Genomic DNA, 22,574 nt, shown 5'->3' on the forward strand with positions numbered 1-22,574 from the left:
AAATGCCTTCATATTACTTAATACGTTAATCACATCGATTTGGATCACTAACTAAGAATAAAAAATCTAAGTGTTTAATATTAGGAGAAAAATAGAGTTTTCTTCTTCGAGGGTGATCTTTTATTTAAATATGCTCGTATCCATAGGCATAAGACAAATAAAGGACTGACCGTGTTTGATGTAATCGTGCTCATACTATTCTTAGTTATTCTCTATTTTTCTATAGGGTGGTTCATTTCTTTGAATATTAAAATATTCTCATACTTGGACTTTTTCTGGAGCTCAAGCTTTCTCATCGTGATAGCTACTTTGCTCCTGTCTGAGCCTCGTTTACTTGAGTCATCTCAGTTCATTTTACTCGGCCTCCTTTATTCATTCTGGTCACTGCGCTTAAGTACACATTTATTTCAAAGGATTAGAAAGACTGGAGAGGATAGTCGTTACTTAAATTTAAAAAAGAAGTGGAAGGTTATGTATGGTGTTTACCTTTATGGACTCTTTGTTGGCGAGGCCATTCTCACAGTTGTCTTGTCGCTACCTCTATTTCTTCTTGAAGTGGGAAGCTTAACAGCCTTTAACTTCTTAGGTCTTTCCATATTCATCATTGCACTATTAGGGGAAATGACTGCTGATGGCCAACTTAAAAGGTTTATTTCTTCTAAGGATAATAAAGGTAAAGTTTGTGATATTGGATTATGGAAGTACTCACGTCATCCGAATTACTTCTTTGAAACATTAATTTGGTTATCATACGGAGTTTATGGCCTTGATATGGCACGACCTATTACTTTCATTGGTTTTATACCATATATCATCATGCTTTATCTTATTACTTCTGTTACAGGAGTTCCTCCCGCAGAGGAGTCATCGTTGAAGTCTAAAGGAGAAGTTTACCGAGAGTATCAAAAGAGAACAAATCGTTTTCTCTTATGGTTTCCAAAAAGAGCCATGAAACTTGTTTTAATAATATGTTTAATTGGAGGAGTCAGTGTGAAAGAGCTAAAGGCGGCAGGCGTAGATAATCAAAATCAACAAGCGCAACAAATTGAAAAGGTCTTTAACGAGCTTCGAGCTGATAATATTGAAATCTTAAATGACTTCTATGACAAGAAAGCGCTCTTCATTGATCCCATCGGTGAGCATAAAGGACTTGATGCGGTTAAAGACTATTATCGAGGGATTTATCAAGGAGTTGAAGATATTCGTTTTGAATTTTCCGAAATTATTTCAAATGGAAATCATCATGTTGCTGTTTGGAAGATGATTCTTATTACGCCTAATCTGAACTCTGGGAAACCTGTTATCTTACATGGGAACTCTGTTATTAAATTTAATGAAGCTGGCCTCGTAAGCTACCATCGTGATTATTTTGATATGGGGGAGTTCATTTACCAGCATATTCCAATACTTGGTTCCTTAATTAAGTATATTAAGAATAGGCTAAAGGGGCAGTAATGAGAATTGCAATCATTGGTTCTGGTATTTCCGGCCTGACATGTGCCTATAAGCTTTCGAAGAAGTATGATATTACGCTTTTTGAGGCCAATGACTATCTTGGTGGCCACACTCATACTCATGAAATCGAGTACGAAGAGCAAGAGTTTAGAATTGATACTGGCTTTATTGTCTTTAATAAAAAGACTTATCCTCATTTCTTAAGTCTTATGGAAGAACTGGGTGTTGAGTATAAGCCTACTTCAATGAGTTTTAGTGTTCATTGTGATAAGACAGGTCTTGAATACAATGGCACTACGTTAAATACTCTATTTGCACAAAGAAGAAATCTCTTTAGACCTTGGTTTTACTCCATGATTAATGGAATTATGGACTTTAACAAAAAAGCGAAGGACTTTTTAAGTAATGATTCTGGTGATATTTCTCTTTCTCATTTCTTTGAAACAAGGGGAGTTAAGAAGAGTGTTATTGATTATTATATCGTACCAATGATGGCGGCAGTTTGGTCGACTGATCCAGTTGACGTTTGGCGATTTCCTGCCAAATTCGTTTTACGTTTTTTTGAAAATCATGGCTTCTTAGAAGTTGATGATCGGCCACAGTGGTATGTGATTGAAGGTGGATCAAATTCATATATTAAGAAAATGGTGCCACACTTTAAGAACTCAATAAGGTTGAAATCTCCTGTTAAATATATCTCTCGTGAAAGAGAACAAGTTATAATTGAAACAAAGGAGGGCCGAGAGAACTTTGATCAAGTTATTATTGCAACACATTCAGATACGGCCTTAAAGCTATTAGAGAGTCCAACAAGTAAAGAAGTCGAATTACTTTCTGCGATTCCCTATGTTGCCAATCCTACTTATCTTCACACAGATGATAGCTTCTTACCTAAAAGAGAGCTTGCTGTCGCAGCATGGAATTATCAGCTACCAGTAGAGGAGTCTGTTGGCTCAACTGTCACTTATAATATGAATATCCTCCAAGGGATCAACTTTCATAAGAATTTCAATGTCACATTAAATCCATATCGCCCTATAAAGGAAGATACAATCCTTAAAAAAATGAATTATATGCACCCTCTATTTACTTTAGATGGGATGAGGGCCCAAGCAAGGTGGCATGAAATTAGTGGACACAATCGTACTCACTACTGTGGAGCTTATTGGCGTAACGGTTTTCATGAAGATGGTGTCTTTAGTGCCTTGAGAGTTGTCGAGGAATTGGAGAAGTTATGAAATCGTGCCTTTATGAAGGAGTAGTCATTCATTCTCGCTCTCGTCCTAAAGTACACTTCTTTAAGTACAAGCTCTTTCTCGTTTATCTTGACTTAGATGAGGTGGATGAGTTTTTTTCACTTTCTCGTTTCTGGTCTTATATGAAACGAAATATAGCATACTTTAAAAGAAGTGATTACCACGGTGATAAGACTAAGAGTCTTAAAGATGAAGTTTTAAAGACTGTTGAAAAGCACCTTGGGCGCAAGAGTGAAGGGGCCGTTAGAATGCTGACAAGTCTTAGATACTTTGGTCACTGCTTTAACCCCGTTACTTTCTACTACTGCTTTAATAAGGAAGGTGAGATCGACGCTGTTATGGCCGAGATTGAAAATACACCTTGGGGCGAGAGGTTTTGCTACGTTGTTGATGCAACGAAGTCTTCCAAAGATGAAATAAAGGCACAATTTGAAAAGGAATTTCATGTGTCACCCTTCTTTCCAATGTCCTTGGCATATGATTGGAAATTCTCTAAGCCTAATAATTTATTAAAAATAAATATGGAAACATTTGATAAAGGAGAGAAGGTCTTCTTTGCAAATATGAACTTAAAGAAGGTCGAGGCCACTGAAGGTGCGCTGAACAGAGTCTTAATTAAATTCCCTTTGATGACTCTGAAGATTGTCTTTGGCATTTACTTTCAAGCATTCCTCTTATGGATTAAAGGTGTGCCTTTCTATGATCATCCAAACCCAAATAGCCGTAGGAATTTATTCTCACAAGCGAATTTAAAGGAGTAATAATGAAACCAGATATCAAAACTATTGAAAAGTCTCAATTGTTAAATAAAGATGATGCACCAGGTGTTCTCCTTCGAACTCTTCGTGATGCAATTCTAAAGAAATTGGACCTGTTAGAAAATGTTCGGCTAACGATTTATGTTGGCCGTAAGAAGCATACACTTGGCCGTGGCCCTAAACGCATTAGTGCTGAAATGATTATTCATGACCAGAGCTTCTTTACAGATATTTTTATCAAGGGCTCCATTGGTGCTGCAGAGTCTTATATCCTAAAGAAATGGGATACTCCAAATTTAAGTAATGTTATGAGAGTATTTGCTATCAATAAAGGCCTTCTTAGTGAGATGGACTCTGGATTTGTAAACCTTTTAAAACCAGCGAGATTCCTAGAGTATTGGCAAAGTCGAAATACACTCACTGGCTCTAAGAAGAATATTGAGGCCCATTACGATTTACCTGATGAATTATTTAAGCACTTCTTAGATGATTCTATGATGTATTCGAGTGCAATATTTGCAAATGAAAACTCTACTTTAGAAGAGGCCCAACAATATAAGCTCAAACTTATCGGTGAACGATTAAATATTAGGGCAGGTGATCATATTCTCGAAATCGGTACTGGTTGGGGAGCTCTTGCTATCCATCTCGCTCAGGCCTATGACTGTCATGTTACAACGACGACCATTTCAGAAAATCAATATGAAGAAGCTAGCAGAAGAATTAAGGCAGCGGGCCTTGAGGATAAGATTACTCTTTTGAAGAAAGACTATCGTCTGCTAGAAGGACAGTTTGATCGTGTCGTATCAATTGAGATGATTGAAGCCGTTGGTGAAAAATTCTTAAATACGTATATTAAGAAAATCTCTGACGTCCTCAAAGAAGACGGCCTTGCTCTTTTACAAATAATTTCGATTAATGATCAAGAATATGATCGAGCTGTAAAAGAGTTAGACTTTATTAAGAAGTTTATTTTTCCTGGAAGTTTTATTCCTTCGATTCATGCTGTCTTAGGTGCCGCTAAGAAAGTTTCAGATATGCGCCTATATTCTCAAGTCGACTTCGCTCAGGACTATGTTCGCACTCTAGAAGAGTGGCAGAATCGATTCAATCACGAAACACATAAGATTCCAAAACTTGGTGAAGACGAACAATTTAAACGACTTTGGAATTTCTATTTTTCGTATTGCATTGGAGGCTTTAGTGAAAGGGCCATTGGTGTTTCTCATTTAGTCTTTGGAAAACCGTTATACAGATCTTAGGAGGATATGATGTCTATATTAATGAGTGCTGCTGAAAGAGGTTTTATTCCTGATCCATTAATTAGAATGGGGATAAGAAAATTAATTAAACAACGTAAGGATGAAATTAATGAAAATCTCGAGTTCCATAAGAATGGAATCATCAAAGAATTCAATAAGTCTCTCATTGCAGAAGATGTCGATAAAGCAAATGAGCAACACTATGAACTTCCACCGGAGTTTTTTAAGTTGGTTTTAGGAGCTAACCTAAAGTATTCAAGTGCTCTTTTTGATGATGGGATTAAGACTCTTGATGAAGCGGAAAGTGCAATGCTTGAAAAGTATTGCGAAAGGGCCAAGATTGAAGATGGTATGGATATACTTGAATTAGGTTGTGGTTGGGGTTCACTAAGCCTCTATCTTGCGAAGAAGTTTCCAAATTCAAAAATCATTGCCATATCAAACTCCAATGGGCAAAGAGAGTTTATTGAAGATCGCATTAAAGAGCGCTCCTTAAACAACCTTGAGATTAAAACATGCGATATCAATGAGTTTAGTATTGACCGTAAGTTTGATCGAATTGTTTCGATCGAAATGTTTGAACATATGCGCAACTATAATTCTTTATTCTCTAAAGTCTCTTCATGGTTAAAAGACAATGGAAAACTATTTATACATATCTTTTGCCATAAAGATGCCTCGTATTTCTTTGAAACTCAGGGAGAAGACAATTGGATGGGGCGATATTTCTTTACTGGGGGAGTAATGCCTAGTTTTGACCTATTTGAGAAGGTGCAAGATAGTTTCAAACTAGTAGAAAAATGGAAGGTTAATGGTGCCAATTATCAAGAGACTTCAGAACAGTGGTTTCAAAATATGGAGAAGAAACGTCCTGAAATCATGAAAGTTATGGCCGCTACCTATGGTGAAGACCAGGCCAATATTTGGTTTCATCGTTGGAAGATATTTTTTGCATCTTGTGCCGAGTTGTTTGGCCATGACAAGGGTGAGGAATGGTTTGTTGGACACTTCTTATTTGAAAAGAAGTAGTCAAACACGGAGATTAAAATGATTTTTGCAATATGCTTTTTATTTATCCATTGGTACTTGTCATTATTTTGTCAGTCCTTTTACTTACATCGTTATATATCTCATGGACTTTGTAAGCTAACACCTGCTTGGGACAAGTTTTTCTTGGTTCTTACTATTATTGCACAAGGGCCTAGTTTCTTGCGTCCTCAACATTATCGAGCATTGCATTTAAATCATCATAAACATTCAGATGACATTGGAGACCCTCATTCTCCAGTTGTTAGTAAAAATATTATCTCTATGATGTTTCATACTTATAGGGAGTACATGAGCGTAGAAACACAAGAAGAGAAATATCCTAGTGTTGTTGCTTTCGCTGATTCCGTATTCGTCAGATTGCTCTTTGTCGTGCTTTATACGCTCATGTATTTATTATTCACGGACTCATATTGGTATCTTCTATTAGTTCCTATTCACAGTTTTTTAGGGCCAATTCACGGAGCGATTGTAAACTGGTGTGGCCATAAATATGGCTATCGAAATCATAATCTGGATGACCACTCCAAAAATACTCTCTTAATTGATTTTTTAATGATGGGTGAGCTATATCAAAATAATCATCATGCAAATGAGACTAGCTTGAATTTTGCAGATAAAGAATTTGAGCTTGATTTTACTTTTATTGCTCTTAAGTTTTTAAAAAGGGCCAAGGTGGTGAACTATGATTAAACTAATGAGAAATGTTATATTATTAGGACTTCTTACTTTCTACGCTAGCGCTGCAAATAGTGAATTGCGCCTGATTGGAAAGGGGACCTTGTCATATTTTATATGGGATGTTTATGAAGTCTCTTACTTTAAAAACTCTAGTGATGATGTTGAATTACTTAAGATTAGATATCTTCGAGATATCGAAAAGAAACTTTCACAAAAAGGGTGGCAGGAATCTTTAAAGCACTATGATGATATTGAAAATCAATTGAAGGCATTTGTTGAAAGTAGTGTCGATGTTAAAGAGGGAGATATCATTTCCATCTATAAGCTTAATGGAGATCAAGTTGTCATAAAAAAGAATGATAAGATCATTCTTGAACGTAAGGATGATAAAAAACTCTATGGATTGGCCCATGCCCCATGGATTGGTGAGTACCCAGTTGATTCTGATTTAAAAAGAGACTTGTTAAAGTAACTTAGATCCATGCCATAGTCCCAGCACTATAGTTACTGCTCTTTTCGGCCGCTTCAGTTCCTAGTTCATTATTCACTTTTTCAATCGACTCCTTTAGGGCCTTCTGAATTAGTACTTGCTCACGAGGTGTGAATTGTAGCTCTTCTTTAACTCCTATAATAAGGTCAACTTTTCCTTGCTTGATTTGTGTAGGCATTTTCGTCGCGATTGTTAAGTTCTTAAGTTTTGAGTGGTTGATTTTTCCATCACCAACACCTGTCAGAATCTTCCTTAGGTGCTTTTCCACGAGCTCTCCATGGACGGCCAAGTTTGTTCGATCACTCTGTTTAACTCCTGCTGGTATAATACTTAATCTGTACTGTGAAGGGTTTTCTTGAGATGCGAATTTACTAACAAGTGCAATCTGATCTTTGGCCGTTAATTCCTTTGATGGAATCATGACACAGTCATCACCACTACAAGCATTAGAGTATTCAATTTGTCGCTCATCTAAAACATCTTTTACAATTTGATTAAATCTCGTTTTAATTTGGTCAAAGGTTTTTGTCACTTTCTCTTCGCCAGCTCTTGTGGCCTTGACGATATCAGAAGGTGAGTCTTTATCAGTATGAAGAATATCAAATGCAACTTGGCGAATATTTCTTGCTCCCATTCCTGTGATATCTCCTGACATTCCCCCTAAACTTGCATCGTTTAAATTTGCATTAACACGCTCTTTAATCCAGAGCCCAGGTGTTAGGGAGTCAAGATTTTTAATATAGCTCATTAATTCTTGCCCATCTTGAATTGATAATTTACTTCCAAAGCGACGATTCAATTCATTGGCCAGGGCTTCTCCCTGAGCAGAAGGTGGACCTGAGACTTTTCTCGCCACCTCAAAGACTTCGAGCGTAGGCACAAAAGATTTTTTATCTTTTGTTTTCTCAATAAGCCCTACCTTTGCAAGAGGGTGGTTCTGATTCAATCTTTCTGTATACTTCTTGATGCTTTTAACTTCTTCTTCGATCGTAAATTTTACTTTTTGAAAGTTTGCAATTTGACCCGAACGATCTACCGAACGACTCCTCTTTGATGCCTGTCCTGCCTCGTCTGCCGTCTCTCCAATTCCTGCTTGAAACCAACCTCGAATATTTTCAGTTGTTGGGATTCCCTCCATTGTTTTAATCATATCGGCAAATTCGCTATTTGCTTCTTGGTAAACACTATTGAGCTCTTTTGATAATTGGGCCTTGGTTTCACTTGATATGTCTTTTGGAACAAAGGCAAAGCGCGTTGATTTGAAGTCTGAATAGACTTCAATATCTATATTTGGATACTTCTTTAATAACTCATTGATTCTCGTAGCGATAATTGTCTTGTGGGCATTTGTTAGTGATGTCACAAGACTCTTGTCTCCAATTGTATCGTTTAATCTTTTTAGAGCAGAGTTTTCAATATCTAAGTAAAGAGATGCATTCGTGGCCCTTGCATTTTGAATCCATCGACTATTTAATTCTGGGCCAGTGAGGACGAAGTCTTCATACTTCGAAATAAACTCGGCCTTACTTCCAATTTTTTCGTTCGGATTTATGAATGTTGATTGACGATACTGATCTCTTTTTCTTATCCCCTTTAGATCGTAGTCAACACTTGTTCCAGAAGGGGAGTAGCGTATTGCTTTAGAAGTGAACTTGACACCACTTCCGATAAATTCTCCTGTTACAGAAAGTGGAGCAAGCAGGAGTGTGAAATCTCGTTCAAATTTTCGATCCTCATATATTTGAGCTGTTGTAAGACCAGAGTTGAATGCTAGAGCAGCTTCTTCATATCGGTTCTGAGCAATACTAATTCCAATCGTCTCAGCTGCAACACCGACTCCTATTATACACCCGATCCCTGCAGTGAAGGCGCATACTCCACCACCTATAAGTGCTGCCCCTGCTAGGGCGAGGTCAGTTTTTATCTCATTAAACTCTTCTTGATCTTTTAGGTTCTGAGAGACATCACAAAGAACCCTTGATACTCCTCTGTCTTTAATAAACGAATTTAAAATATTATCATTTCGAATTAGAGATGCTTCATCTTCTTTTTTTAAATGTGAAAGTCTATCAATTGAAAGACTTGTTTGTTTGGCCAAATTAGAAATGACTGTTGCGACTTCGCTAAGGATTTCTTTATCGCTCTCGGTTCCTCTAAGATCAATATGTGCTAGAATCGGATTACTTGCTAATTTATTATTATACTCTTTCTTTAGTTCTTTACGGTAGTTGGCCATGTTGAGAGCAACCGCTTTATCTCGTGTTCGCTGGTGAAATGACTCACATGAATAACGTCCTTTAGAAGGAAGAAAGCGAAAAGAAGTAGGTGATAACTTTTCGATACATTTGTTTTTGCCAAAGTTATCCTCAAACCAAGCTTGTTTAAAGTGATACTTTATTGCCTTTGCTTCCTCTTCAATTTTTACCCTTTCATCTTTAGTTAATGGCTTAAGTTCTTTATTCTGAAACTTATGCTTTATTGATGTGCTATAGAGGATTGGTTTCATCCTCTGGAAGTTTGGGGGAGGGACCATCATAGACATTGTGGCCCTAAGTTTTGGAGATTCTGTTCTTACTGTATTAAGTATGGACTCTTTGATCTCGTTACAATTTGGATTATTTGAAATGAGACATTCTTTTATTTTATCAAAGTATGCTTTGTTCTTTCTAAGTTCTCTTATTGTGAATTCTCTTAGCTCACTTAGAAGATTGTCTTCGTAAATATTTCTTTCAATAGCACTTGCTGACTTTGACAGAACTGAGAAATCTTCAAAGTAATTGATTCGTCCATTTTCACAACCAATATAGTATTCATCATTTTGGTTATTTGATTCTATATCTTGGCAGGCCGCTATTTCATATTCTTGGTGGGATTCGATGACTGAGGCACTTTGCGCAAAAGTATTTATTGCAATAATAATACCTGTAAATAGCAAAAGAAGCCTTGTTCTCATACCTTTATTATCGGTCATTTATAGCTTTTTTCTTAGTATTTTCTGAAGAAGAATAGGGGGAAAAAATATGACTTTTAACATGTTTTTTGATTAGATATTATAACGTTTAGAAATTAGTCATTTATGGAGAAAAAATATGTCACATTTTAATCATGCGGCCAATACTTGGGACTCTGAAGATAAGATTTCCCTAATGCAAACGCTTGCAGAAAAAACCAGAGAACGTCTTAATCTTTCTCGTAAAGTCGATCTTCTTGATTTTGGATGTGGAACAGGTCTTTTTGGCCTTGAGTTTATCGATGATGCTAAAAGTATCACAGGAGTGGATACATCCACAGGTATGCTTGAAGTTTTCAATAAGAAAACAGCTGACTACGATCATATTAAATCGGTCAATACTGATTTAGAAAATCAAGAGCTCAATGAAAAATTTGATTTGATTATAAGTTCGATGACTTTTCATCATCTTGATTCTCCTGAACAAATGACGCTGAAGCTTGCTGGCATGTTAAATGAGGGTGGAAAGATGGCCATCGTTGATCTTGAGTCTGAAGATGGAAGCTTTCATCCTGATCCAAAGGGAATGGGAGTGAAACACTTTGGTTTCTCTAATGAAGAAATTGCTTCTTGGGCAGACAAGGCAAATCTTAATGTGAAGATAGAAACAATTAACTCACGTACTAAGAATGGGCGTGAGTACAATCAATTCTTAGCAGTATTTTATAAGTAGGTAATATGAAAATAGGTGTAATTGGTGGAAGCGGGGTTTACGATCTTGATCTTATGGAGAGAGTCGACTCATTAAAGATAGAGACTCCTTATGGAGATCCAAGTAGTAACATTGATCATTTAAAGATCAATGGTAGCGAATTTTTCTTTATTACTCGCCACGGGAAGGGCCATCATATTAGTCCTTCAGATATCAATTACCGCGCCAATATTTTTGCTCTAAAGTCTCTTGGAGTGACTCATATTATTTCTATTTCTGCAGTGGGATCTTTAAAAGAAGAAGTTGCGCCTGGTGACTTCTTTCTTCCGGATCAGTTTATTGATTGGACAAAGGGACTACGTAAGAGATCTTTCTTTGAAAATGGAATCGTAGGGCACGTTTCTGTGGCGGAGCCAGTTGAAAAAGCTCTTATTGAACGAATTAGATTAGTAGCTGATAAAATCGAAACAAGGTTTCACTTTGGTGGAAGTTATATTTGCATTGAAGGCCCACAGTATTCATCACGAGCAGAGTCTGAACTTTATCGCAGCTTTGGTGCTAGTGTTATTGGGATGACTAATGTTCCTGAAAGCTACCTTGCAAAAGAAGCTGGGATTGCTTATGCAACAGTGGCACTTGTGACTGATTACGATTGCTGGAAAGACGAAGCCTGCTCTCTAGAAGAGATCACAAATGTAATCAATAAGAATGTTTCAAATGTAAAAGAGTTATTAACTCATTTGATTCCAAGCTTAGTTAACGACGAAGTTAAGTTTGAGAGAGTTAATACTAACGCAATTGTGACACAGGAATCATATTGGCCAAAAGAGTCAATTGATACAATCAAGACGCTAATTTCCTGATATTCGGCATTTAATGTGACAAAAGGTGACGATTGTCATGTAATGACTGTCTCGTAAACGATATAAATTTATCAAGAAGAGGAAGGCATTTATGTTGTATTATTTTAAGGATCTCCCTGAAGAGAAGAAAGAAGTTGGTGGCAAGGCCTATATGCTGGCGATGATGGCCCAGATGGGAATTGTTGTCCCTGATGGAATTATTCTTGATGCACTACCGACGAAAGACGAGTTAGCAGAAATTTTTAAATTTGCACGCGATGGAGAATATTCTCTCGCTGTAAGAAGTTCAGCAACTGGTGAAGACTCAAAAGAAAATAGTTTCGCAGGTCAAAATTCGACCTTCTTATATGTAAGCAATGATACAGACTTAGAGCATGCAATTGAAAATTGTTTTAATTCAATTCATAAAGAGTCGTCTAAGGCCTATCGTAAACACTTTCTTGGTTCAGATAAAGAAGTTCCAATGAATGTCGTTGTTCAGCGTATGATTGACCCTTCATATTCAGGTGTTTACTTTTCAAAGGACCCAAGAGGTAAGTTCGAAACTTGGATGCTAGAGTATATTGATGGAGTAGGTGAAGACCTCGTTTCTGGAAAGCGTACTCCGATCATTCTAAGTGAAGAGAATTTTGAAAGTGAGCATATCACTGAAGAACAAGTAAAAGAGATTGTTGCGTTTGCTAATCTCGTTGAAGATAAGTACCAAGATGATTTTGATATCGAATGGGCAATTGATAAGGCCGGAAAGGTTTATCTATTACAGGCAAGACCAATTACTGCCAAGGCATCGATTACAAATCTTAAGAAGTTGGCCCATGACGAGCTTGAAAGACTTTCAAGTGTCTTCTCTGACGATACAGTTTGGGATGGACAAACATTTGCTGAATGGACTGTCTCTCCGACAACGCTAACGACACAGATTTGGTCTGAGTCATTTAAAAGAGATCAAGCCTTTGATAAGGCCCTCCGAAAATTAGGCTATGTTGGTTTTGATGGAAATGAATCCATTATGGATGAGGTCTTTGGCCGTAATTATATTAACCTAAGTAAACTAGGTCAGATGTACTTTGGTCCAATTCCGTATTCAATCGAGCCTATACCAAGACCGCACCTGAAGTTTCATTTTTCGAAAATTACTCCAAAGGTTTTATTTCGTACCCCACAAACAATGTGGCGTATGCTCAAGGTTGGACTTTCAATCAATACTCATCGCCAAGAAGTAATCGACGAGGCCTCAAAAGAACTACTTGAGATTACAACAATCTCAAAGCGACCAAATGATCCAACAATCTATAAAGACTGGAGTGAAGAGGAGATTAATGATCGCCTTTCAAAAGAGATCGCAATCTTTAGTAATCGTACTCTAGAGTGGCCATATATTTTGATTTCTCTAACAGAGACAACAATTCAAACCTTAATCTCTCTTCTTAAAAGTATTTATACTGAGCAAGAAGCTGATCAGATGATTAAGAAATGGTCTGGCGCTGGGATTAACTCTGAAACATATAATATGGGGCTATATTTTAAAAAGGCCTGTGCAAAACCTAATACGAGATCACTCTTTCTTGCTCGTTATGGCCATCGTGGACCGGGAGAGCTTGATTTAAGTGCTAAGAGATGGTCTGAGATTGGAGATGATGCATTCTATGATTATCCTGTTGAGAAATATGAACAGGATAAGAACTCTCATGCATTTATTGATGTTGAGACAGAAATTATGGCAATGAAGTCTTTTAAGAAGACTTTAATTCTAGAAGAATGGAAAATACTCAAGCAATTATTAGAGCTTAGAGAAAAGTGGAAAATGGCCATCCTAAGGCCTTATGCTCATATCCGTTTCCTTGCTCTGGAAAAGGCGAGAAGACTTCAGCTTGAAGATGAAAATGATATCTTCTTTCTAAATAAAGAAGAGATCCTAAGTTTTGAATCTTCAATGCTTGAATTAATTAAAGAAAGAAAAGAGCGCGCTCATATGTTTAAGAACTTCAATTTCTCAACAGTTACTTCTCTCCAGGAGATTAAAGCAGTTATTGATGGAGAGGAAGAATCTAGTACAAATGACCTTATGGGAGAGGGGCTTTCATCTGGAGTCGTTAGAGGAAAAATTGTTGTTGTAAACAACCCCGCAAGTTGGAAGGAGATTGATTGGCCTCAAAATGCAATTGTTGTGGCCCAGTCAACAGACCCAGGATGGACACCTGTCTTTACTAAGGCAAGTGGAATCATCGTCGAGCGTGGTGGAGTCTTGTCTCACTGTGCAATTGTCGCCAGAGAGATGGGAATCCCTGCAGTAAGTGGAATTAAACAATGTCATTTAAAATTCAAAGGTGGAGAAGATGTTTTCGTTGATGGAAATACTGGATCAATTAAACTCATGCAATAATTTATGTAGTGACTTTAGCTACTCAATTGTACCAACTGTTTTATTACCACTAGCTTTCTTAAGTACTGGTATCACAGTCGTTGCGACTTTTATTGCAGGCCTTTTTGGAATAAAGCTTAAGGCCGAAGGTCCTAAGAAATTATTAGAAGTTTTATTAAAGCCAAAGATTTTGATTTCGGCCATGATCTTTAATGTTCTTATTTATGGCGGAATGGAAGCTTACCAATACTTAAAGCATGGCCCTGTACCTCTTTTTGTGCAGGAGTTTGTGAATAAAGATACTAGCTTTTCAAAAGCTCCACTAGAGGCGCAAGCTGGTCTTTTGTGGCAACAAAGTGTTGAAGAAGGTATTTTTGCTTCTGGTGTTGTGGTTGGCGACGAATTATTTGTTGGCTCCAAAGAAGGAAACCTCTTTGTCATTGATATAAATTCAGGAGCAATTAAGAATAAGATTTTCTTCGGGAAATTTCTTTCACCGACTCCGGTCTACTATAAAGGGTTCCTATATTTTGGAGAAGGCCTTCACGCTTCTCACCATATGAGGGTTTATAAATTTGATCCTAATGCTAAGAAAGTTGTTGGTTCATTTCAAACTAAAGGACACACTGAAATCTTCCCTGTTCTCAAAGAAATTGATGGAAAGGACTATCTCTTTCAATCAGCAGGTGGGGATGGCCTTTATGCAATTGATCCAAATTCAATGGAGCTAATCTGGCAATACAAAGGTGGCCATATGGATGCCTTTGTTCTTGTAAGAGACCAGGCGCTTTACGTGGCAAGTGGGGTACCGGAAGAGGATATTGGTAAGGCAAGGCCATTCGCCTATAAAATTGATGTGAAAACAGGAAAGCTTTTATGGAAAGAAGAGCTTCCTCTTTCTAGTTGGTATGGACCAGTCGCTACAAGAGATAATATCTGCTTTATTCAGGGGGAGCTTCACGTTAAGTCTGAGTTAGGTGGGCTTGTTTGTTTAAATTCACTAGGACAACAAATTAGCTCAATTAATATTGATTCTCCTGTCATTGGAAAGCCAATTGTTTTTGATGACCTTATTGTCTTTAATGACTTTGATGGAAGAGTCTATGCGTGGAATAGCATTACTTCCAAAATAGAGTGGAAGTACGCCAGTCGTGAGAAGAAAATTGGCTACAACTATTCGTCAGTTAAGTATGACGGTGAAAAACTTATTTTCTCTGATCGCAAGGGAAAGATTTCTTATCTTGGCCTAAATGAGGGGAAAGTGATTAATTCCATCGAGTTTGGGGATGAAAGTGTTTTTGCGGATTCACTGATTCTCGACCAAGGTCATTTAATCTTTGGAATGAAGGGTAGTATCAAATATTATAAGAATACAGTTAATTAGAAGAGGGCCTTAGAGGCCCTTTCTTATTTGATCTCACATTTTAGAATCGATTTTTTGAAGTTTCTAAATACTTTATTACAAATTGATTTTCTGTACTGATTTTTAAATAAGCTTACTTCTGTACTTGTTGTTACTTCCTTAGATATCACTCTATAATTATTTTTATAAAGCTCCACATTCATACGGCATAAGTGGTCATCTGAATTTTCACCTCTAAGGTCTCCTGAGATGATTTGGTAAGTAGCACGATAAAAGAAAGCTAGTGCCTTTTGATCATTAGCATTTTGATGAACATATGGATGATCATGATAAGTTCCGATGCTCATTTGATCGACAACATTATATCCCTTTCTTTCAAAAGCTTGTCTAAATTTATCAAAGTAATCTTTTGGCATATCATAATTTGCAAATGTTCCGTAATAAGGACCTTTTGCCATCACAACATTACAAGTTTCATGTTTGATTGTTCCGGCAGCAAATGATTGGATCGATAGGATTAATGTTGCAATTAAAATTAAAGTTTTCATGTTGTTCTCCTTTTGTTTTTTGCCAATGTAATCGAAAGGAGGACTGCGCTCAATATGAGCAGGGGCTAATGTGTTGACCCTCGATTGTCATCATATAAATACTACAGCTTTTAATAATTTTAAGGAGTTATTTCTTCTTTTTTCCACTGAGCGGAAAAAGTGAAAGACTTAATTGATAGATTGAATCATATTCATTTGTATCTTCGAGAAAATCACAAAGCTTACGCCTGAAGTCTCTAATCAGCACCTTTGCCTCTTCAATTTTCTTCTTATTAGTTGCCATCATCATTGATGATTGCTCACGAAACTCAGGAGTGACTTCGTCAATGGCAAGCTTTGCAAGTTCAAGAATACGACGTTGAGATTCTTTATTGGCCATATTGATATCTTCATCACTAAGAGCATGAGTAGAGCTTCCTTCCGTAAGATCGAGCCAATCACCATCCTCACGAATTTCTAGCAACTTTGCTTCAACAAGGTCATCAATTAGGCTTTGTGCATAGTCTTCAGTCGTATGGAGCTCTCCCGCAATCCATTTTGCTGTTGGATCGAAGCCTTTAACTTTCATTAGCTCTAGGATAGCGTAATACTGCCAATTCTTTATGACCTCTTGGTGAATCATATCGACACGAGTATATTCTTCTTTTGGATTTTTGAGGCGAAACGACTTTATAACCTCTTTAGATCTTACTTCTTTTTTAATCTTGGAAAGCTCTTCATCTGTAATTCCTAAAAGTTGCGCTCTTGATTCGATGAAGGCATCCGGAATTTCACGTTTACCATTTAAGTATTTAGAAAGAAGACCTGGGTCCATATCGAGGCAATTAGCAAAGGAGCGCATCGAAAAGCGTTTATTCTTTGCTTTCTTTTCTTCAAGTATTTTTGTGAGTAATTCTAAATAATCCATTAGCTATAAGTATGAGGCATCTTTGAAGGAAGTTCCAGATAAAGTTATCGTCACAAAATCTCTAATAAAAGTCAGTGAAATCAGTGACTTGGCGTTTGCTTAAGATATGGACACCATGGAGATATTTTACATAAGGGCCTAATATCTCTTAGTTGGCCGATATGATTTAGCTTATGAAAATGAAACTTATTATTTTATCGATTCTTCTAACTCAGATGCTTTCTGCTTCAGCAAACGACAAGGCAAAACAAATTCGTGCAAGTCTAAGGGTTGCAAGGCCTGAGATTAATTTACAAGAAACAAAGATTAATAAGAGTTTTCTATTAAAGAAAAATATCGAAGAAAGAATTCACGTTTTAGAGATATTAAAAGATCGTCCAGAAGATTTTAATATTGACGAAAATATTCTTGATCAGGCATTACGCCTTGGAAGAGAAGGGAATGGTGGTGATGATATCGCAGCTGAATTCTTTGAAATTGGAGCGAAGCTTCGTGATCAAATCGAAGGGCAACAGGCACTTCTTTTCTCAAAGCATAGTATCTTTGATGATATCAATCTTGATCTATTGGATTTAATTGTTGATAAGACAGCAGTCTTCTCTGTGAATTATAAACTTTGTTCGAGGGCCGGTGATTACCGTTGTCGTAATGAGCGTGGCTTTGTTGCAAAGAATTTTCCTGAGACCTTAGAAATTCATGTTAATCAACAGCGTTGGGAGTCACTTAATGATCATGAAAAGTTAAAGATCGTTTTTCATGAATACTTAGGTCTATTAGGGCTTGAAGAAGGAACTTATAACTTAAGCTCTCTTCTCGTTGTCGATGCAAAAGAGCAATCATCTTTTAATAATGTATCTTGTTCTTTTTCATATATTGATCAGTTAAACCGTCTCCACTCAGGTGCCGCTTCTGGTGTAAAGCATAGCATTCTCTCTGGTGGAGTTCCTCTGATGATGGGAAATCATTTTAATTATATGATCTCTTATGTCATTTCAACAGGGTACCTTCGCATTGAATTAAGAGAAGGAAAGCCTTTTGCAAACTCAGTAATGCCTAAGTTTGAAGTGGAACCTATTCTTCCTGAAGTTATCGTTTTTGATGGAGCTGTAGAAGGGCGTAAGTCAATTGAGTTTGATAAAGGTAAGCTTGTTATAAGCTGTACTGGTGTTTAATTATAGAGACAAGACATAAGCTTTTTTAGATTATTCTTTGTCGAGTTCTGTAGTGGCCCAAAGTGATTGTATGACCAACCTGCATAGAAGTGAGGAGTGACACATCTTTCACTTGCGCTCTTAAGTTTTCCATCTTCTTGATTTTGCGGATGAGTGAATTTTTTTTCCGAAGTATTTAATTGTACTGAAAATGCTTCGATGACTTTATGAACTCCACAATAAGCATTGAAATGCTGAGCAGTGGAGCCAAAAGCATTAATCAACGCATCCTTCTTTTTATTCTTTATCTGACAACTTTCATTTGAATAATAATGATTCCATGAATCCACACAAGGTTTTATATTTCCACCATAATTCGGCGTGAATTGATAGAGTCCAATATTCAAACGACTCACTTTTGGCTGCCATTTATCGTAATAGAATTTTACCCCTTGAGGTCTTTTGTAATTTTTTGGAGCATACTTCTTTGCGAGCTTCTCACTTGCAGCGAGGTCCGCTGTTGTTAAGCTTTCAGTGTATGCTAAACACCCAAAGAACTTTCCCCATAGTTGTTGAAGTTCTGCGTGATCTTCTTGCTCTCTAAGCTCATTATGTTCACGAGCAAAACGATTGGCCAACTCAATCGTCATCTCATCTGGCATATTCTTAATCGTCTTTGAAAGAGACTCTTTTGTTACGAGACATAGCGGATGACTTAAAAGTCCGACTTGCTCTTGATCTTCCATTTTGGAAGGCATTTTATAGATTGAACTAATATGTAAGAATGTAGATTTCTTAGTTGCTAGCTCATTTATAAAATAGAGTAGCGTTTCACCAAAAGTATTTTGGCCCTTTAATTGAGTGTGACACTTATCGATTTGAAACTCAGATTGATTTCGAACTTTAGTTAATTCATTACTTTGAAAGTAAGTATCAACTTCATCAACAAAAGAATTTGTTGCGAATGAGAATGTTGAGATAAGCAGTGCTATTAATATTTTCATCTGTAGAGACAATAGTAAATATTTAACAAATCGAATAGTTTTTTAATAATTGCCTGTAATAGGCCGACGTATTATAAAGGTCTTATGATTAATTATTTTGAAGTTATAGTTATTGGTTTAGTTCTATGTGCCGACTCTTTTTCTGCTGCTGTTGCAATGGGGGCCAGACCTCATAAATTTAGTGATACTCTGAAGTTTGCATTCTCATCGGGGGGAGCAGAAGCACTGGTTGCTTTCTTAGGTGCAATTGCCGGCGCGAAAGTTATTGCTCAATTTGATTATATTGATCATTGGATTTCGTTTGGCCTCTTAACAGCTGTTGCTATTCACATGGCCTATGAGGGCTATGAAGAGCTTAGTGGTAAGAATGATGATGAAGAAGAGAGGCCGAAGCAGTTTCATAGCTTATTAAAAGTGATCCTGGTTTCATTTGCCACAAGCCTTGACGCATTTGCTGTTGGAGTGACAATTGGCGCATCGGGTAAAGTGCTGGCTCCATACATTACTTCGATTGGTGTTTGGGCGTTTTGTTCGACAATAGTGGGAATGAGCATTGCTAAACGCGCTTCTGATAAGTTAGGACCAGTTTTTAGCATCATTGCCGCGATTATTTTACAAAGCCTTGCGGTGAAATTCCTACTCGAAGGCCTATAATTGGCAAATTCAATTTATTCACTTATGATTTTGCAAAAAATAACATAGGTGAATTATATGGATATCAAAAAGATTTTTGAAAATAACAAAGAATGGGTTGATTCAAAGCTTAAACAAGACGAAAAATACTTCGACAAATTAGGGGCAGGACAAAACCCTAATTTTCTTTATATCGGATGCTCTGACTCTCGTGTTACGGCCGAAGAAGTAATGGGTGCCGGACCAGGTGAGATCTTCGTTCACAGAAATATCGCCAATATGGTTATCAGTATCGACCTAAATGTCATGAGTGTTCTAAACTACGCAGTTGATCACTTAAAAGTCGATCATATTATCGTTTGTGGGCACTACGGGTGTGGTGGTGTTAAGGCCGCAATGGAAAGCCAAGACCTTGGAATTCTAAACCCATGGCTTAGAAATATTCGCGATGTTTATCGTACTCACAAGACAGAACTTAATGCAATTGAAGACGAAGACAAGCGCTATGAGCGTCTAGTTGAGTTAAATGTTCAAGAGCAATGTATTAATGCTATTAAGACAGCTGCCGTACAAAAAGCAAACCGTGAAAGAGGCCTAAAAGTTTACGGCTGGGTTTTTGATGTTCACACTGGAGAACTTAAAGATCTCAAGATTGACTTTGAAAAAACTCTAGAAAATATCATGGAAATCTATCATCTCGACTAAATGAATTAAGTTTTCATTAATTACAGTCATATACAAGCCTATGGTGCCTCGCGGTATCATAGGTGACATCTATCAAGCATTAGATAATAAATATTAGATTAAAATCACCTCTGATGGAAGAATCTTATAAGTAGAATATCACTTATTAAAACTTCTAAAGGAGATGAATAGTGCAAACTTTAATCAACACAAAAGTACAAGACTTCAATGTGCAAGCTTATCACAATGAAGAATTCAAAACAGTTACAGCTAATGATCTAGAAGGTAAATGGTCAATCCTTTTCTTCTACCCAGCAGACTTTACATTCGTATGTCCTACTGAACTAGGTGACATGGCAGATAAGTATGAAGAATTCCAAAAAATGGGTGTAGAGGTTTACTCTGTATCAACAGATACTCACTTCACACATAAAGCTTGGCATGACACTTCAGATACAATCAAGAAAATTAAGTACCCTATGCTTGCAGACCCAACAGGTCAACTAACAAGAGCGTTTGGTGTTCATATTGAAGAAGAAGGTCTTGCTTATAGAGGAACTTTCCTAATCAATCCAGCTGGTGAAATTAAACTTGCTGAAATTCACGACAATGGAATCGGACGTAATGCTGATGAACTTATGAGAAAAGTTCAAGCTGCGCAATTCATTGCTGAGCACCCAGACGAAGTATGTCCAGCTAAGTGGAAGCCAGGTGCTGAAACACTTAAGCCAGGTTTAGACCTTGTAGGAAAAATCTAAGATTTATCCTCAACGATATTTTGGGCCCAGGCTTTATCGCTTGGGCCTGTCCTAGAATTTTATTGGAGTAATTATGTTAGATAGTGGAATCATTGAACAATTAAAGTCTGTCTACGCTCAACTGGAGAGTGAGATTGGGCTTGTTTACAATGAATCAAGTCATGCTAAACAACAGGAGCTTGTTGAGATGCTTGAGAGCATCGCGACTACTTCTCCAAAGATTGTGGCAAAGTCTAGCGGACAAAATTACGATTACCCACATTTTGAAATTCATGTAAATGGCAAGGCGAATGGAATCAAATTTTCTGGTATTCCAGGTGGACATGAATTTACATCACTAATTCTTGCTATCCTAAATAGTGATCTTAAAGGGAAGCTTCCTGATGAGATGATTATTAATCGAATTAAAGCTTTAAAAGGTGAGATAGGCCTTAAAACATATATTTCTCTCTCATGTGAGAATTGCCCTGATATCGTACAAGCACTTAATCTCATGGCCATCTTTAAAGACGACTTCACTCACGAAATGGTTGATGGAGAGTTTGATCAAGATGAAATTGCTAGACTTAAGATTCAGGGAGTCCCAAGTGTGATTGATGGCGATGACTTAGTTCACTCTGGAAAGTCTTCACTTGTTGATTTACTAGAAAAGCTAGAAGCACGCTTTGGAAAAGAAGACAGACAGTCTTCTGGCGAAGCAAAAGACTTAGGTCTATACGATGTTATCGTTATTGGAGGAGGTCCTGCTGGTGTCTCATCTGCAATCTACACAGCTCGTAAAGGGCTTAAGACAGCTGTAATCACTGATCGCGTCGGCGGTCAGATGCAAGATACTAAGGGCATCGAAAACTTTATCTCGATTCCATATACAGAAGGCCCACACTTATCTGCGGCCCTTAATGAACATATGTCACAGTATGATATTAAAACACTCGAGCATCGTCGTGTTGAAAATATTGAAAACGGTGATGTTAAGACTCTATTTTTAAATAGTGGGGAAACTGTCCAAACAAAAGCTCTCATTATTGCAACAGGAGCAAAATGGCGTGAGCTTGGTGTTGACGGTGAGAAAGAGTATATCGGTCGTGGTGTTGCTTATTGCCCACACTGTGATGGCCCTTATTATAAAGGTAAAGATATTAGTGTTGTTGGTGGTGGAAACTCTGGTGTTGAAGCGGCCATTGACCTTGCTGGTATCGTAAAGTCAGTGACACTCTTTGAGTTTGCACCAGAACTTAAAGCAGACTCTGTTCTTGTTAAGAAGCTTGAGTCTCTACCAAATGTAACAATCGTTAAAAATGCACGAACAGATAAGGTCGTCGGTGACGATGAAAAAGTTATCGGTCTTGAGTATGAGGATCGTGCAACTGGTGAGATGAAGAAAGTCGACCTAGATGGCGTCTTTGTTCAAATTGGACTTGTGCCAAATAGTGCCTTCCTTGGGGAGCTTGTTGAAAAGAACAAATTTGGCGAGATCATTGTGTCGGATAAATGCCGTACAAGTGAGAAGGGAATTTATGCTGCTGGAGACGTAACAATTGTTCCGTATAAGCAGATTATTATAGCAATGGGAGAAGGGGCCAAAGCAGGCCTAACTGCCTTTGAAGACTTAATGCTTGTGTAAACGCAACAACTCTCTCTGCGTTACATAAATAATCTAGAGAAATCTAGGGGGCCCCTCATCTTCTAC

Annotated in this window: 20 protein-coding genes; 16 read left to right on the plus strand and 4 right to left on the minus strand. The window is 37.4% G+C overall.

Going from position 1 to position 22,574, the window contains the following annotated elements; genetic code table 11:
* The first annotated feature begins 240 nt into the window (after positions 1-240).
* Genes ABMA78_RS09565 through ABMA78_RS09595 form a run of 7 tightly spaced genes read left to right on the plus strand, consistent with a single transcriptional unit; the run spans position 241 to position 6,931 of the window.
* Complete coding sequence (locus tag ABMA78_RS09565) at positions 241-1,455, plus strand: DUF1295 domain-containing protein (RefSeq protein ID WP_392859455.1); 1,215 nt, start codon at positions 241-243, stop codon at positions 1,453-1,455.
* Positions 1,455-2,693, plus strand: coding sequence for an NAD(P)/FAD-dependent oxidoreductase (locus ABMA78_RS09570; RefSeq protein WP_392859458.1), 1,239 nt, complete (start codon positions 1,455-1,457; stop codon positions 2,691-2,693). Before ABMA78_RS09565 ends, ABMA78_RS09570 begins: the two co-directional genes overlap by 1 nt.
* Positions 2,690-3,472 (plus strand): DUF1365 domain-containing protein, encoded by a 783-nt coding sequence (locus ABMA78_RS09575; protein WP_392859461.1) that lies wholly within the window; start codon positions 2,690-2,692, stop codon positions 3,470-3,472. Before ABMA78_RS09570 ends, ABMA78_RS09575 begins: the two co-directional genes overlap by 4 nt.
* A gap of 2 nt (positions 3,473-3,474) precedes the next feature.
* Entirely contained in the window at positions 3,475-4,731 is a 1,257-nt protein-coding gene (locus tag ABMA78_RS09580) for a class I SAM-dependent methyltransferase (protein ID WP_392859464.1), read from the plus strand.
* Positions 4,732-4,740: 9 nt separating this feature from the next.
* Complete coding sequence (locus ABMA78_RS09585; protein WP_392859466.1) at positions 4,741-5,760, plus strand: SAM-dependent methyltransferase; 1,020 nt, start codon at positions 4,741-4,743, stop codon at positions 5,758-5,760.
* 18 nt (positions 5,761-5,778) lie between these two features.
* Complete coding sequence (locus tag ABMA78_RS09590) at positions 5,779-6,471, plus strand: fatty acid desaturase (protein WP_392859469.1); 693 nt, start codon at positions 5,779-5,781, stop codon at positions 6,469-6,471.
* Positions 6,464-6,931 carry a chalcone isomerase family protein gene (locus ABMA78_RS09595; protein ID WP_392859472.1) on the plus strand — a complete coding sequence of 156 codons (468 nt, stop codon included), beginning with the start codon at positions 6,464-6,466 and terminating at the stop codon, positions 6,929-6,931. The genes ABMA78_RS09590 and ABMA78_RS09595 overlap by 8 nt, the downstream gene beginning before the upstream one ends.
* Position 6,932: 1 nt before the next feature.
* Here the strand turns inward: ABMA78_RS09595 and ABMA78_RS09600 are convergent, their stop codons facing one another.
* Positions 6,933-9,902 (minus strand): hypothetical protein, encoded by a 2,970-nt coding sequence (locus ABMA78_RS09600; RefSeq protein WP_392859474.1) that lies wholly within the window; start codon positions 9,900-9,902, stop codon positions 6,933-6,935.
* A gap of 136 nt (positions 9,903-10,038) precedes the next feature.
* On the opposite strand from ABMA78_RS09600, the gene ABMA78_RS09605 reads away from it, so the two are divergent.
* The 4 genes from ABMA78_RS09605 to ABMA78_RS09620 all read left to right on the plus strand — a co-directional run bounded on the left by ABMA78_RS09605 (position 10,039) and on the right by ABMA78_RS09620 (position 15,220).
* Complete coding sequence (locus tag ABMA78_RS09605; RefSeq protein ID WP_392859476.1) at positions 10,039-10,632, plus strand: class I SAM-dependent DNA methyltransferase; 594 nt, start codon at positions 10,039-10,041, stop codon at positions 10,630-10,632.
* A gap of 5 nt (positions 10,633-10,637) precedes the next feature.
* Complete coding sequence (mtnP, locus tag ABMA78_RS09610; RefSeq protein ID WP_392859479.1) at positions 10,638-11,474, plus strand: S-methyl-5'-thioadenosine phosphorylase; 837 nt, start codon at positions 10,638-10,640, stop codon at positions 11,472-11,474.
* Positions 11,475-11,565: 91 nt separating this feature from the next.
* Complete coding sequence (locus ABMA78_RS09615; protein WP_392859481.1) at positions 11,566-13,857, plus strand: PEP/pyruvate-binding domain-containing protein; 2,292 nt, start codon at positions 11,566-11,568, stop codon at positions 13,855-13,857.
* Entirely contained in the window at positions 13,811-15,220 is a 1,410-nt protein-coding gene (locus ABMA78_RS09620) for a PQQ-binding-like beta-propeller repeat protein (RefSeq protein ID WP_392859483.1), read from the plus strand. The genes ABMA78_RS09615 and ABMA78_RS09620 overlap by 47 nt, the downstream gene beginning before the upstream one ends.
* A 23-nt stretch (positions 15,221-15,243) precedes the next feature.
* On the opposite strand, the gene ABMA78_RS09625 is transcribed toward ABMA78_RS09620, so the two are convergent.
* Entirely contained in the window at positions 15,244-15,747 is a 504-nt protein-coding gene (locus ABMA78_RS09625) for a hypothetical protein (RefSeq protein WP_392859486.1), read from the minus strand.
* A 127-nt stretch (positions 15,748-15,874) separates the two neighbouring features.
* Positions 15,875-16,654: a TIGR02147 family protein gene (locus ABMA78_RS09630; RefSeq protein ID WP_392859489.1), complete on the minus strand. Its 780-nt coding sequence runs from the start codon at positions 16,652-16,654 to the stop codon at positions 15,875-15,877.
* 173 nt (positions 16,655-16,827) lie between these two features.
* On the opposite strand from ABMA78_RS09630, the gene ABMA78_RS09635 reads away from it, so the two are divergent.
* Positions 16,828-17,826, plus strand: coding sequence for a hypothetical protein (locus ABMA78_RS09635; RefSeq protein ID WP_392859491.1), 999 nt, complete (start codon positions 16,828-16,830; stop codon positions 17,824-17,826).
* Here the strand turns inward: ABMA78_RS09635 and ABMA78_RS09640 are convergent.
* Positions 17,823-18,809 carry a hypothetical protein gene (locus tag ABMA78_RS09640; protein WP_392859492.1) on the minus strand — a complete coding sequence of 329 codons (987 nt, stop codon included), beginning with the start codon at positions 18,807-18,809 and terminating at the stop codon, positions 17,823-17,825. The genes ABMA78_RS09635 and ABMA78_RS09640 overlap by 4 nt on opposite strands.
* 84 nt (positions 18,810-18,893) lie before the next feature.
* Here ABMA78_RS09640 and ABMA78_RS09645 point away from each other — a divergent pair, with 84 nt between their 5' ends.
* The 4 genes from ABMA78_RS09645 to ahpF all read left to right on the plus strand — a co-directional run bounded on the left by ABMA78_RS09645 (position 18,894) and on the right by ahpF (position 22,508).
* A complete protein-coding gene (locus ABMA78_RS09645) occupies positions 18,894-19,463 on the plus strand; it encodes a manganese efflux pump MntP family protein (protein WP_392859495.1) in 570 nt (189 codons plus the stop codon).
* 57 nt (positions 19,464-19,520) lie between these two features.
* The gene (locus ABMA78_RS09650) at positions 19,521-20,147 is read left to right on the plus strand and encodes a carbonic anhydrase (RefSeq protein WP_392859497.1); all 627 of its coding nucleotides are present in this window, start codon (positions 19,521-19,523) and stop codon (positions 20,145-20,147) included.
* A 170-nt stretch (positions 20,148-20,317) separates the two neighbouring features.
* Positions 20,318-20,884, plus strand: a complete 567-nt coding sequence (ahpC, locus tag ABMA78_RS09655) for an alkyl hydroperoxide reductase subunit C (RefSeq protein ID WP_392859499.1) — start codon at positions 20,318-20,320, stop codon at positions 20,882-20,884.
* Positions 20,885-20,957: 73 nt separating this feature from the next.
* Positions 20,958-22,508: an alkyl hydroperoxide reductase subunit F gene (ahpF, locus tag ABMA78_RS09660; protein WP_392859502.1), complete on the plus strand. Its 1,551-nt coding sequence runs from the start codon at positions 20,958-20,960 to the stop codon at positions 22,506-22,508.
* The last annotated feature ends 66 nt before the right edge of the window (positions 22,509-22,574 follow it).

Source organism: Halobacteriovorax sp. RZ-2, from assembly GCF_043196685.1.
Taxonomy (GTDB): Bacteria; Bdellovibrionota; Bacteriovoracia; order Bacteriovoracales; family Bacteriovoracaceae; genus Halobacteriovorax_A.